This window comes from Shewanella sp. TC10 (genome assembly GCF_009663145.1).
Lineage (GTDB): Bacteria > Pseudomonadota > Gammaproteobacteria > Enterobacterales > Shewanellaceae > Shewanella.
This window is the reverse complement of record NZ_VKHR01000022.1, coordinates 1-13,559: the sequence shown is the minus strand read 5'-3', so window position 1 is coordinate 13,559 and position 13,559 is coordinate 1. Positions and strand designations below refer to the sequence as shown.

Genomic DNA, 13,559 nt, shown 5'->3' with positions numbered 1-13,559 from the left:
GTTTTATTTGGCGAACATTAATAAATCAGTTCGCCAAATATACAGTATTATCTGTTGAGCGTATCAATTGTATCAAGCTCTGTAATTAATAAAATTCTACAATTTTTAAATAATTATTCATTAGTCATATAAGGTTTATAAGTGACTACTGAACACATTTATTGAGTAATTGCAGCGTGTACTTTCTCAACTTGCTCATTATCTAACTTGTACCACTTCATGACGATAGCAACGATAATTGATCCCACAGCAGGGTAGATAGTAAATGAAATCAAAATCCCTTGTTGAGTTGCTTGTGTTTGCTCGGTATCAGCTTGATAACCATATAGCGCGAGTAACCAACCTGCTGCCGCGCCGCCAATAGCGACACCTAACTTGATAAAGAAAATCACCGATGAATAAATCATTCCGGTAATTCTTACCCCAGTTTTAAACTGGCCGTAATCAACTACGTCTGCCATTTTCGCCCATAGTAGTGGGGTGCCCATATTGAAAGTAAAGCCCCATAAAATAAACAGCGCAAATGCGATTTCAACTTGATCGCCTGAGACGAAATAGGCCGCTATACATAGAGCTGCGGCTATGAATTGAATCGTAATATATGCTTTTACCTTACAAACCCTTTTAGCCAGTGGTTCAGCCAAAATACAGCCGAAAATATTACCAATCATCCCTAGGGTGATGAATAAGGTAATTGAATCTGGCATATGCAAATAATACTTCACGTAATAAATGGCTAAACTGGTTTTAAGTACCATGCCTGATAATAGCCAGATCGCTGCAATTGACAGAATACGCCATTGGTCATTTTGCCAAAGTAGTTTGAAGTCTTTTTTGAAGCTTAAGTTTTGATCTTTAGGTGGGTGTAATCGCTCTTTTGTGCCCATAAAACACAGAATAAACATCACCACGCCCAATGCGCTCATCGCTGCAATGGTCAGCTGGTAACCTTTAGCTTGATCGCCTTGGCCAAAGTATTCTACTAAAGGTAAAGTTAACGCCGATACCATTAATCCGCCAATCATGGCAAATACAAATCGGTAAGATTGCACAGAAACACGCTCTTTAGGATCAGCGGTTAATACACCGCCCAAAGCGCAGTAAGGAATATTAATGGCGGTGTAAACCATCATTAACGCCGTGTAAGTGACGAAGGCATAGATCATTTTACCTTCTTCAGCTAAATCTGGTGTAGTAAAAGCAAGTACGCTGATCAATCCAAAAGGAAGTGCGAACCAGATGAGGTAAGGGCGAAACTTACCCCATTTAGTTTCTGTTCTGTCGGTTAACGCCCCCATAAGAGGATCGGTTATCGCATCAATAAAACGCACCGCAAGAAACATAGTGCCGACGAATGCAGGTGAAATTCCAAAAATATCAGTATAAAAGAAGGTTAGAAACAACATTACAGTTTGGAACACAATATTACTGGCTGTATCACCTAATCCATAGGCTATTTTTTCTTTAACGCTAATCATGCGAACCTCTTTCGGGTCATTATTATTTTAATATAGGGTGTCGAGCATAAAAAATGCTTCAACTAAACAGTTCTTTGACTGATAAAGTCACGGTAGGCAAGTCCACTGCGCTTTATGGTTCTTTTTTGAGTTTGGTAATCAACATACACGATTCCAAAGCGTTTTAAATAGCCTTCTGCCCATTCAAAATTGTCCATTAAGCTCCAAGCGAAGTAGCCATCAACTTTAACGCCTTGCTCCATCGCATTGTTCACGGCATTTAAGTGGGCTTGATAATATTCAAGTCTGTCTAAATCATTCACTGCATCATTGGCGATCTTATCGTCCATAGCCGCGCCATTCTCAGTGATATATATCGGTGGTAATGAATATGTTTTATGCAAGCTGGTTAATAAGTCAGTAAATGCGGCGGGATAAATTTCCCAACCGATATCGGTTTTAGGGGCATCTTTCATATCGATTTGGATAAACTGATTGTCACTGCAGGCTTGATATACAGCGCGGGTATAAAAGTTGATCCCTAAAAAATCGATTGGTTGACTAATGATATCCATATCACCAGGAAAAATATCTGGCTTATCACCATCATCAAAATCATCGATGATTGATGGATATTCACCAAACATAATGGGTTTGATATACCACTGATTGAAATAATCATCTGCAATTTGGCTGGCTTTTATATCAGCAGGATTTTGTGAATAGGGGTAACAAGGGGTGAAATTCAGCACAATACCATTTAAAGAGTCTGGGCTATTTTTCTGGATTACTTGCATGGCAAGGCCGTGAGCGAGTAGTAAATGATGTGCTGATTTACGACCATAAGCTTTAGTTGCAAGCCCTGGTGCATGAATACCAATTTCATAGCCTAAGTAAGAGCTACAAAATGGCTCGTTTAAAGTGGCATAAGAATGCACGCGGTTACCCAGCGCTTGGGTAATTTTATCGGCATAATCTTGAAATAGGTATGCAGTATTGCGGTTAAGCCATCCGCCTTGGTCTTCAATATGTTGCGGTAAATCCCAGTGGTAAAGCGTGGCGTATACCTTAATTCCCTTACTGATAAGCGCATCCATCAAATTAATATAGAAGCTCACTCCATCTGGATTCAGGCTGCCATCTTGGTTGATGACTCTTCCCCAAGATATCGATAATCGGTAAGCATCAACACCTAATGAACTGATTAACTCAACGTCGTTTTCCCATAATGCCACATGCTCACAAGCTTGCTTGCCGTCAGAAGCATCACGGATTTTATTTGGGGTTGCACAGAAGGTATCCCAGATACAAGGTAAGCGAGAATCAGCCGCTCCTTCAATTTGAAAAGAGGCGGTTGCAACACCAAAAGTAAATCCTTTTGAGTGCATTTTAGAATCTGATGGTAATGATATTTTCATATTTATTATTCACTTAATATGTTTCTGATGTAATTCTGCCTACAGCGCTTCAATGGCCTGAACACAAGCGGTTACTGAGGTGCTGTTACAATTTTTACTAATAAAAATCGTTGACTTTCGTTATCGGTATGTTAAAAATGAAAGCGCTTACATCGAGGTTAGTGATTAATTAACCAAACGTCAATAATTGATTTAGATAATTCTCGAAACAAGCTGTTTACATACTACAAAAGATGTAGAACACAGAATTCAGATTGGCTTAAACCATAAATACATAATAATTAAAGAGGAAATGTCATGGCTAACGCACCGTTAAATGCAGATGCTGCAGAAATGGGGAGTGTTCATCAAACTGGGAATTTTCGGTTTGCTTTGATGGCATTAACATCATTATTTTTTATGTGGGGTTTCTTAACTTGCTTAAATGACATCTTAATTCCCTATTTAAAGAATATGTTTGAATTAAGCTACACCCAAGCCATGTTGGTCCAGTTTTGTTTCTTTGGTGCCTATTTTATTGTATCCATTCCTGCTGGGCACCTTGTCGGGAAAATTGGCTATCAAAAGGGGATTGTGACAGGGCTTGCGATTGCCTGTGTGGGTTGTTTGATGTTCTATCCATCTGCCAGTTACGCATCTTATTGGATGTTCTTGAGTGCTTTTTTTGTGCTTGCTGCAGGGATTACTATTTTACAAGTCGCAGCAAACCCATATGTTAGCGCACTTGGGCCTGCTGAAACGGCCTCTTCAAGATTGACCATGACCCAGGCTTTTAACGCGTTAGGTACAACGGTCGCACCATTTTTTGGTAGTTACCTTATTTTAAGCAACATGAGCCATGGCACAGAATCAGGTGTTGCTGATTCGGCTGTATCGACAGCGACTGTTGAAGCCGTTCATCAAGCCAGTACAGTGCAAGTGCCTTACTTAATGTTAGCTGGCGCCTTATGTGTATTAGCGATTATTTTCTTCGTCCTTAAACTCCCAACTCTTGGTATTAATGAGCAAAAAACGGATGCTGATGCAACATCAACAGGCAGTGCGTGGAAATATCCTCATCTGGTATTAGGCGCAGTGGGCATTTTTGTTTATGTTGGCGCAGAAGTTGGGATTGGTAGTTTTTTAATTAACTTTTTAACCCAACCTGATATAGGCGGTTTTACTGAAGCACAAGCTGCCAAGTACATCGCATACTACTTTGGCGGAGCGATGGTTGGTCGTTTTATTGGGGCATTAGTGATGCAGAAAATAGCTGCAGGTAAAGTACTGGCATTTAACGCGACATGTGCAGTGTTGTTAGTTGCAGTAGCAATGCTTGCAGAAGGTACCACGGCAATGTGGGCATTATTATTAGTGGGATTATGTAATTCAATTATGTTCCCAACGATTTTCAGTTTAGCGTTGGCAGATTTAAAACAACATACCAGTCAGGGTTCAGGTGTGTTGTGTCTTGCAATTGTTGGTGGTGCGATTGTTCCGCTACTTCAAGGTATGTTAGCTGATACATTTGGCATTCAACTGGCGTTCATTTTACCGCTAGTGTGTTATGCCTTTATTGCTTATTACGGTTTAATTGGCAGTAAAGCGAAACGCCCGCAAGCAATTTAAAATATTTGCCGTGAATGCTGCATCTACGAGCATTCTGGCAACCTGATTAGAATTTATGACAAGAATACATAAGGCAAATTTTATGAAAAAGGCAAATAAGGTTATCGCAAGGAAGCAATTAACGTTGCCATTGCAAATCATCGCCGTATTGGTTGGGCTGTCTGCTTGCTCGGATGATGATAAAAAGGCTATGCCAGCTGAAGCGGAGTCAGATAAACAAGTAGTAGTGGAAGTTTCAGAAACAAATGAAGCTGCTAGCACTGTCAAAAATAACATTGATATTTGGCCTACTTTAGATATTCCGTTAGCGAAAGATGCTGAATTAGAGGCACGTATTTCTAAGCTAATGGAAAAGATGACCTTAGAGCAAAAAGTTGCTCAGATGATCCAACCTGAAATTCGCGATATCACGGTTGAAGATATGCGTAAATATGGTTTCGGCTCATATTTAAATGGCGGCGGTGCATATCCAAATGATGATAAGCATGCAACTCCAGCAGACTGGATTAAGCTCGCTGAAGATATGTATCAAGCATCCATTGACGATAGCGTTGATGGTATTTCTATCCCTACGATGTGGGGCACAGATGCGGTTCATGGTCATAACAATGTGATTGGGGCAACGCTATTTCCACACAACATTGGTTTGGGTGCTGCGAATAATCCCGACTTGATCCGTGATATTGCCGCAATAACCGCTAAAGAAGTGATGGTAACCGGCATTGATTGGGTGTTTGCACCAACGGTTGCTGTAGTTCGTGATGATCGCTGGGGACGAACCTATGAAGGTTACTCAGAAGATCCTCGTATTGTTAAAGCGTATTCCCACTCAATTGTTGAAGGCTTGCAAGGCAAAGTCGGTGATGACTTTTTATCAGATCAACATGTTATTTCTACCGTTAAGCACTTTTTAGGTGACGGTGGTACAGAGAAAGGCATAGATCAAGGCCAGAACTTAGATTCAGAACAAGACTTATTTGATATCCATGCTCAGGGGTATGTCGGCGGGTTAACCGCAGGTGCACAAACCGTGATGGCCTCATTTAACAGTTGGCAAGGTAAAAAAATCCACGGTGAGAAGTATCTGCTCAATGATGTGTTAAAAGATAAAATGGGCTTTGACGGTTTTGTTGTAGGTGACTGGAACGGTCATGGACAAGTTGATGGATGTACTAATGAATCTTGTGCACAAGCTGCGAATGCAGGACTTGATGTATTCATGGTGCCAACGAGTGCATGGAAACCGCTTTATCACAATACGATTGCCCAAGTGAAAGCGGGAGAAATCACTCAAGCAAGAGTTGATGATGCAGTACGTCGTATTCTTAGAGTTAAATTCAGAGCTGGTTTATTTGAAAAACCAAGCCCTGCTAATCGCGCTATTTCAGGTAAAACGGAATTAATTGGTGCTAAAGCTCACCGTGATGTGGCAAGACAAGCGGTGCGTGAATCATTAGTGTTGCTTAAAAATAATGGCAACATTTTACCTTTAGCACCCAATACCAAAGTACTGGTAGCAGGTGATGCAGCGGATAACATAGGTAAGCAGTCCGGCGGTTGGAGCATCACATGGCAGGGAACTGATAATTTAAATGAAGACTTCCCAGGTGCAACGTCTATCTATGCAGGTATTGAACAAACAGTAAAAGCAGCAGGCGGGCAAAGCTGGTTAAGTGTTGATGGCCAATTTGATGCGGCGAACAAACCCGACGTTGCCATTGTTGTGTTTGGCGAAGAGCCATATGCAGAAGGTAATGGCGACATTGATAACCTTGAGTATCAACGTGGTGACAAACGTGATTTAGCTTTGCTTAGTTCATTAAAGTCACAAGGTATTCCTGTTGTATCAGTGTTTATTAGTGGCCGCCCAATGTGGGTTAACCCTGAATTAAATGCATCAGATGCGTTTGTAGCGGCATGGTTACCGGGGACTGAAGGTGACGGTGTGGCTCAAGTGTTATTTTCAAATTCTGACGGTAAAGTGAATGCGGATTTTGTGGGTAAGCTTTCTTTCTCATGGCCAATAACCCCGCAGCAGACCTCAGTTAATGTAAACGATGAAGATTACCAACCTTTATTTGCCTATGGTTACGGCCTTAAATATGGTGAGAAAAGTGAAGTGTCGAATACGCTTTCAGAAGATAACTTTGCCTCTGAAACAAAGCTTGAAACATTAGCTTTATTTGAGCGTGCGGTTAAAGCACCATGGAAACTGATTGTGGGTACTGAAACCTCAATGGAAACGGTGAGTAGCAGTATTCAGCAAAATGATGCATTAACTTTAAGAACCTTTGATAAAGCAGTACAAGAAGATGCTCGATTAGTGAACTTTAATGGAACAGAGCTTGGCTTTGTTGGCTTAATCAGTAACTTCCCACGGGACTTACGAGCTTACTCAAATAATAATGCCGCACTTTCTGTATTGATTAAAACGACTAATAAGATTGAAAAACCTGTGATGTTAGGCATGGCATGTGATCGAGATTGCCGCGCGGATGTTGATATTACAGCGGCATTAAATTCATCAGTTGGAAACTGGCAAACGATTAGTGTTGATTTGAAGTGTTTTGCGAATAAGCAAGTGGACTTTAGCAACATTAACACGCCATTTTATCTTGCTACTGATGGCCAAGCTGAAATCAATTTCAGTGATTTATTCATCGTGCCAAATGCTGCAGATAACGCCACAATTAGCTGTCCAGCTCCTTAAATAACCTTATGCCAGTTAGTCTTTATTTCGGTCAAGACTAACTGGTTTTACTCCTGCACTGCTGTGAACTTGCAATTAACTTTGTAAGGGATTTTGTTGGATTTTTTTCAAGATTTTTTGCTATTTCCTTGGGGGGAAAATGAAAAAATTAACACCAGCTTTAACGCTCACTAGTGTCAGTGTCGCTGCCGTATTATTAATTGGTTGTGGTTCAGATAGTTCATCGGAAGTAGAGGCAGCCAATGATACCGCTCCTGTCGATAACACCGTCGAACAGCCACAAGAGAGTGCGTGGACTCTGGTTTGGAGTGATGAATTTGATGGTACCAGTATTGACTTAGATAAGTGGAATTTAGCTCACAATTGTTATGGTGGGGGCAATCAAGAACACCAATGTTATACCCAGCGTGATGAAAACAGTAAGGTTGCTGACGGTATGTTGGTGATCACCGCAGAACGTGAAGATTTCAGTGGTCCAGCCGTGGCTTTAGGAGACCCGAATTACGATGCAGATGATACCTCAAAACAGCAGCCTTATACTTCAGCAAGGTTAGATTCCACCAATAAAGGTGACTGGAAGTACGGACGTTTTGAAATTCGCGCCAAAATGCCTCAAGGCCAAGGAACATGGCCTGCAATATGGATGTTACCCACTGATTGGGCTTATGGCCCTTGGGCTGGTTCTGGTGAAATCGATATTATGGAGGCGGTTAATTTAAAAGTGGTGACCGAGGGCTCAGAACCTGAAGCGAAAATTCACGGTACTTTGCATTACGGCAAAGCATGGCCTGGGAATGTTTATTCAGGTGCTGAGTATTCACTGCCAGAAGGGGCCAACCCTGCTGATGATTTTCATGTTTATGCCCTTGAATGGGAAAAAGATGAAATTCGTTGGTACGTTGATGATGTTCACTTTGCTACACAACGCTCAACAGGTTGGTACAGTCAATATACCGATAGTGATGGCAATCTTCAAAATGCACTAGAAGATGGCCCATATAATCAGTCATTTCACATGATCTTAAATTTAGCTGTTGGCGGAACTTGGGCGGCTAATGTCAACAATACTGGTGTGGATGAGAGTGTTTTTCCGCAAACTTTAGAAGTTGACTACGTACGTGTGTATGAATGTAGTATCTCACCTGAAACAGGACAAGGCTGCGCATCTGTTGATGAAAATGCTGAAATTGTCGAAGGTCATGTGGCGCCAGAAATTACCACGCCTTCAACGGATATCGGCGCTGGACCTGTGTTTACTTTATACGAAGACGCACTTGCTGAAGGTTTAAGCTTAGACAGTTATAACCCTGACAATGCAGTGACTTTAACCGCTGTTGAAGTCGAAGGGCGCGGCGAAGTGTTGCAGTTAGACAAGGTTGGCGCAACGGGTAATGCTTATTTCTCCTATCCGCCAACGGCAGATTTATCACATTGGTCGGCAAATGGTGTTTTAGTGTTTGATTTGAACGTGATGAGCACGGATACCGACGTTGACTTGTTAGTTAAAATAGACAGCGGTTGGCCTAATGTCAGTGATATCAGTATAGATATTCCCGAACTAAATACTTGGACTGAAATTCGCTTACCTATTGCTGAACTTGTCACCAGTGGCAATCGGTTTTCACCGGGGAGCTTTGCTGATTTAGCATCGGTAACCAATCCTTTTGTGATAGAGCCTTTAGGTAATATGAGCCTACAAATTGATAATGTGCGCTATGAATATGAAGTGTCTCAATCTGATGAATTAATTGTTTATGACGACACAGTAAAAGCGCCATTTGCGATTGGCCATTATGCTGCGACAGGTAGTGTTGCCATTGAGCAGGTCGATGTTGGTGGTGACAATAATCTTGTAAGCCAATTCAGTTTTAACACAAACGAAGCCGTTGTGTATTTTCAAAGCACTAACTTTCAACAAGATGTGAGTAGTTTTAATTACCTTGAGTTTGATTTGAATGTGACTACAGATCCGCGGGAAGTAAGGGATTTTAATATTAAAATTGATTGTGGACATCCTTGTAGTTCTGGAGATTTTTCAATTAATACTCCTGAAGTCGGGGCTTGGACTCATTATAAGATTATGCTTGCTGATGTTGTTGCCAATACAGGGTCGAGTTTAGATTTAACTCAAGTGGATACACCTTTAGTTATCTTTCCTGCATGGGGTAATCAAAGTGGTGTGGTGATGCAAGTTGATAACGTAAAACTGACTAAATAACCTGAACTCAGTTTAAGAGGTATTTGATAACTCGAGTTCGAGATAAAAAGTTTGAATACGAATGCAGTCAAGGCGTTGAGGGTTTTAAGCTCTTCGCTCTTGGCTTACTATCAAGCTGACGTTACAAATAAGTAACAATAAGCTTTGGCTAATGATTGAAAATGATAGTGCATCAGCAAAGAGATTAGGCATTAATTGAGTAAGACTAAGCTTTAGTTGAGTAAGACTAAGCTTTTATTGAATAAGAATAGTCATTAAATCGAGTATGAATGTGATTTTAATTTAATGTCTAAGACAAACTAAATAGTTATAAATCTTTAATACGGTCAATGGCATAATATGTGTCGATCATTTCCCGGCTTAAATGTCGGTATTTTCTGAGGAATACCCTTTGACTGATAAAGAATTAGCACAAGAATTTAGTTTATCTAAAGCGCAACTAAAAACTGTTGTCACCATAGCAAAACAAGCGGGTGAAGCCATTATGCAAGTGTATTCGAAGCCAGACTTGCAAGTGGAGCACAAACAAGATGATAGTCCTGTAACCGCTGCTGATATAGCCAGTCACAACGTAATAGTTGCTGAACTTGATAAGCATTTTGCTGATATTCCAGTGATGAGTGAAGAAGCGGCTGATATCGATTGGGATGTTCGTAAGAGTTGGACAACCTATTGGTTAATTGATCCGTTAGATGGCACGAAAGAATTTATAAAGCGCAATGGTGAGTTTACTGTCAATATTGCGTTGATCCATAAGGGAAAAGCAGTAGCTGGCGTAGTGTATGCACCCGTATTGGATAAATGTTATTCAGGTATTTTAACTGAGGGTGCTTGGCTTGAAACTGCCGGTAAAACACAAACATTAGATATCACTGATAAGCAAGTTAACGATAAACCCATTGTTGTGGGGAGCCGTTCACATATCAGTCCAGGGCTTGCTGAATACGTTGCTCATATTGGTGAGCACCAAATGCAAAGCGTTGGTAGCTCGCTAAAGTTTTGTTTGGTAGCAGAAGGCAATGCAGATGTTTACCCACGTTTAGGCTTAACTAGCGAATGGGACACAGGTGCAGCACAAGCAGTATTAGAGAGTGCAGGTGGTAAGGTGCTTAAGCATCCTGAATTAACCCCACTTGAGTACAACCAAAAAGAAGATATTTTAAATCCGTACTTTATAGCAGCATCACCAAAGTGGTTTGAGCGTAACGCGTTTTAGTATTGAAAAATAAACTTGTAAATCAATGGGTATTAAAGTGGTAGCACATTGATAAATAAGTCATCGGTACTGTAATTACACCTTAAAACTGCAGCTTCAAGTGCGTATCTAATTACAAATTATAATTAAATGGAGAGAGAAGTTATGATGCGCATGGGTGTGGATCTTGGCGGGACAAAAATAGAATTAGTGGCGTTAGCTGAAGACGGTAGTGAACTGTTTCGCAAACGTGTACCGACCCCTAAAAATTATCCTAGTACCTTAGATGCCATTATTGGTTTAGTGGACGAAGCCGAAGCTGAAACAAATCAACAAGGCTCCGTAGGAGTTGGGATCCCTGGTGTCGTTTCACCTTTTACTGGATTAGTTAAAAACTCAAATTCCACTTGGATTAATGGTCATCCACTTGATAAAGATTTAAGTGCTCGACTAAATAGAGAAGTGCGCGTTGCTAATGATGCTAACTGTTTTGCTGTCTCAGAAGCTGTTGACGGCGCTGCTGCAGGAAAAGGTGTGGTGTTTGGTGTCATTATCGGAACTGGCTGTGGTGGTGGACTGTCGATTAACGGCCGAGTTCATGGCGGCGGCAATGGTATTGCAGGTGAGTGGGGACATAATCCGCTACCTTGGATGACTCCAGATGAGTTCAATTCAACATCATGTTTTTGCGGTAATAAAGATTGTATTGAAACGTTTATCTCTGGTACAGGTTGGGTTCGAGACTTCCGCCGTGCTGGTGGTGAAGCTGATAGCGGTATTCAAATTTCACAAATGATGTCAGAAGGTCATCCTTTAGCCACACAAGCTTTTGTACGCTATATCGATCGTTTAGCCCGCTCTCTAGCACATTTGATTAATATGATTGATCCTGATGTGATTGTATTAGGCGGCGGTGTATCTAATATCGATGCTATTTATACTGAGCTTCCAAAAGTGCTACCTAAGTATGTGGTAGGAAGAGAATGCGACACGATTGTGGTTAAAAACCAATTTGGCGCTTCTTCAGGTGTGCGCGGTGCAGCTTGGCTTTGGGGCAAAAACGAACACTAGTCATTCGTTTTTATACTCATTGAAATCAAAAATGGCGCTGTTAAAGCGCCATTTTTATTGAACCCTAGGTGTTTAATCGCATGATAACCTGATATTTTCGCATTCTGCAGCCACAGTAGATACAATAGATGAATTACAATTCAGATACTTCTAATTAAGCAGATAAAAACAGATGAAATTGATGTTTTGGTTTAAAAAAGGTTTGTCGCAATTCGTCATGCCGGTGCCGTTTATATTAATCTGTTTATTGTTCGCACTTTTCATTTGGCGTTTCCAAGCTAAAAAGTTCAAATCATTTGGTCAGTTATGTTTGCTACTGGGCATTTCTACCTTGATGTTACTGAGCAACTCTTTTATTTCTGCCAACCTCGCAAATAGCTTAGAATCTCAATATCCTGTTAATGAACTGCCTCTAGCTCAAATCAATGACGATGCTTGTTATGTGATGGTTTTAGGCTCAGGGCATCGTGAAAACCCTGAAATAAGTGCTGTTCAGCAATTATCCTCAACTGCATTAACAATGTTGTCTGAAGGGATTAGACAACTTAGATTGGCTGATAATCAATGCACTTTAGTGGTAAGTGGCTGGAGTGGTGGCTTAACCCCAACTCCCCACGCATTCATTATGAAACAAGCTGCGATAGAGTTAGGCGTGCCAGAGCAAAGTATTGTTACTTTTCCAGAGGCCTTAGATACCATTGAAGAGGCACAATCAATGAAAAGCCTAATCGGTAATACTCCTTTTATATTAGTGACATCGGCAACCCATATGCCTCGTTCTATGATGATTTTTACTGCAAATAAATTATCCCCTGTTGCAGCACCCACCAACTTTTTAAGCTCACCTGGATACTGGTGGCGTTTTAGTGCAGGAAACTTATTTATTTCTCAGCGCTCAATTCATGAATATGTGGGTATGCTTTGGATTAAAATTAAAGGGTTTATTACCAATGTCTAATGAGAATTTTGCTGACACAAAAACATTACTAATCAGTCCATTCGGTAAAAGAAACGGCATAACGCTTAGTGTTTTTGGCGGTTTGGCGCTATTTATCAGCCTTATCCTGTTCATTAATGCTAAAAGTTTATTTGGTATAGGCATTGTTCTATTTGGTTTTGGTAGCGTGAGTTTGATCCTTGGTATTGCCAAGATTAACCAGCCCAAAGCGAGTTTTAAACTTACTGAAAATGGCCTAGATTACTTTCACAATCGAGGTACGGTGCACATTGGTTGGAACAATATTCACAGAGTGGATGTGTCACGTGTGACTCAGAACCTTGAGTTAATAGAACTGCCATACATTGGTTTTAAATTAAAACAGATAAACCCGATCCTCGATTGTATTTCACCTCGATTAGCCACAGGCCTATTGACAGAGCAACGTCCACTACTGATGACAGCAGCAACGCAAGATGAAGACTTACAGAGCTTAGAAACCTACTTAGGAGCGGAGTTTACGCCACTTGTCGTCAATGGCGATAGGTATCGAGGAGTACTTGCGATGTTCGGTCATCGATGCCAGACACTAGAGAGTCATTTAGGCTTTCATCTGTATGTTTCGATTGATAGCCTTGATAGGCCACCCGCAGAATTTGTTGAGTTATTACGCGAGTGGCAACAAGAACATCTTTTAAAAGAAGATTAACGCTACAGGAGTCTATACATTTACAGCAGAAAGCTGAGGATTGTCTACAGATGCTTCAGCGCTTGGGCTAACAACTTTTTCATTAAGAAGGCTATTGTGCTCTAGGCTCTCATCGTAAGCTTTGCGGTAACCAATAAATTGGCCGTTATCTAAGATTTCCATACGTTTACTGTACACTTCACCATCGAATGTGCCTGTATTGGTTATGGATAGTTTTTCACAAGTGAGATCGGAAG

10 protein-coding genes are annotated in these 13,559 nt (G+C 40.9%); 7 read left to right on the top strand and 3 right to left on the bottom strand.

The genetic code is table 11. The features are described 5' to 3' along the window. Positions 1-158 precede the first annotated feature (158 nt). Positions 159-1,478, bottom strand: coding sequence for a glycoside-pentoside-hexuronide (GPH):cation symporter (locus FNZ24_RS09550; protein ID WP_153914256.1), 1,320 nt, complete (start codon positions 1,476-1,478; stop codon positions 159-161). A 62-nt stretch (positions 1,479-1,540) separates the two neighbouring features. Continuing rightward, positions 1,541-2,875: a GH1 family beta-glucosidase gene (locus FNZ24_RS09545; protein ID WP_153914255.1), complete on the bottom strand. Its 1,335-nt coding sequence runs from the start codon at positions 2,873-2,875 to the stop codon at positions 1,541-1,543. Positions 2,876-3,172: 297 nt separating this feature from the next. Between FNZ24_RS09545 and FNZ24_RS09540 the strand changes: the two genes are divergently transcribed. The 7 genes from FNZ24_RS09540 (at position 3,173) to FNZ24_RS09510 (ending at position 13,323) form a co-directional block, all read left to right on the top strand. Beyond that, positions 3,173-4,483, top strand: a complete 1,311-nt coding sequence (locus FNZ24_RS09540; protein ID WP_153914254.1) for a sugar MFS transporter — start codon at positions 3,173-3,175, stop codon at positions 4,481-4,483. A gap of 82 nt (positions 4,484-4,565) precedes the next feature. Continuing rightward, positions 4,566-7,193 carry a glycoside hydrolase family 3 protein gene (locus tag FNZ24_RS09535; RefSeq protein ID WP_153914253.1) on the top strand — a complete coding sequence of 876 codons (2,628 nt, stop codon included), beginning with the start codon at positions 4,566-4,568 and terminating at the stop codon, positions 7,191-7,193. A gap of 139 nt (positions 7,194-7,332) precedes the next feature. Continuing rightward, positions 7,333-9,411, top strand: coding sequence for a glycoside hydrolase family 16 protein (locus FNZ24_RS09530; protein WP_153914252.1), 2,079 nt, complete (start codon positions 7,333-7,335; stop codon positions 9,409-9,411). Between the two features lie 391 nt (positions 9,412-9,802). Next, entirely contained in the window at positions 9,803-10,627 is an 825-nt protein-coding gene (cysQ, locus tag FNZ24_RS09525) for a 3'(2'),5'-bisphosphate nucleotidase CysQ (RefSeq protein WP_153914251.1), read from the top strand. 144 nt (positions 10,628-10,771) lie between these two features. Then, complete coding sequence (gene mak / locus FNZ24_RS09520) at positions 10,772-11,677, top strand: fructokinase (RefSeq protein ID WP_153914250.1); 906 nt, start codon at positions 10,772-10,774, stop codon at positions 11,675-11,677. 172 nt (positions 11,678-11,849) lie between these two features. Further along, positions 11,850-12,635 (top strand): ElyC/SanA/YdcF family protein, encoded by a 786-nt coding sequence (locus FNZ24_RS09515; RefSeq protein ID WP_153914249.1) that lies wholly within the window; start codon positions 11,850-11,852, stop codon positions 12,633-12,635. Beyond that, positions 12,628-13,323 (top strand): DUF2982 domain-containing protein, encoded by a 696-nt coding sequence (locus FNZ24_RS09510; RefSeq protein WP_153914248.1) that lies wholly within the window; start codon positions 12,628-12,630, stop codon positions 13,321-13,323. Before FNZ24_RS09515 ends, FNZ24_RS09510 begins: the two co-directional genes overlap by 8 nt. Before the next feature lie 12 nt (positions 13,324-13,335). On the opposite strand, the gene FNZ24_RS21465 is transcribed toward FNZ24_RS09510, so the two are convergent. Next, on the bottom strand, positions 13,336-13,559 hold a 224-nt coding region (locus FNZ24_RS21465; protein ID WP_228768436.1), incomplete at its 5' end, for a polymer-forming cytoskeletal protein.

What these genes read in the sequence shown, in the direction of transcription:
- FNZ24_RS09550 (WP_153914256.1), bottom strand. Translation starts at nt 1,478, where the DNA reads ATGATTAGCGTTAAAGAAAAAATAGCCTATGGATTAGGTGATACAGCC.
- FNZ24_RS09545 (WP_153914255.1), bottom strand. Translation starts at nt 2,875, where the DNA reads ATGAAAATATCATTACCATCAGATTCTAAAATGCACTCAAAAGGATTT.
- FNZ24_RS09540 (WP_153914254.1), top strand. Translation starts at nt 3,173, where the DNA reads ATGGCTAACGCACCGTTAAATGCAGATGCTGCAGAAATGGGGAGTGTT.
- FNZ24_RS09535 (WP_153914253.1), top strand. Translation starts at nt 4,566, where the DNA reads ATGAAAAAGGCAAATAAGGTTATCGCAAGGAAGCAATTAACGTTGCCA.
- FNZ24_RS09530 (WP_153914252.1), top strand. Translation starts at nt 7,333, where the DNA reads ATGAAAAAATTAACACCAGCTTTAACGCTCACTAGTGTCAGTGTCGCT.
- mak (WP_153914250.1), top strand. Translation starts at nt 10,772, where the DNA reads ATGATGCGCATGGGTGTGGATCTTGGCGGGACAAAAATAGAATTAGTG.
- FNZ24_RS09515 (WP_153914249.1), top strand. Translation starts at nt 11,850, where the DNA reads ATGAAATTGATGTTTTGGTTTAAAAAAGGTTTGTCGCAATTCGTCATG.
- FNZ24_RS09510 (WP_153914248.1), top strand. Translation starts at nt 12,628, where the DNA reads ATGTCTAATGAGAATTTTGCTGACACAAAAACATTACTAATCAGTCCA.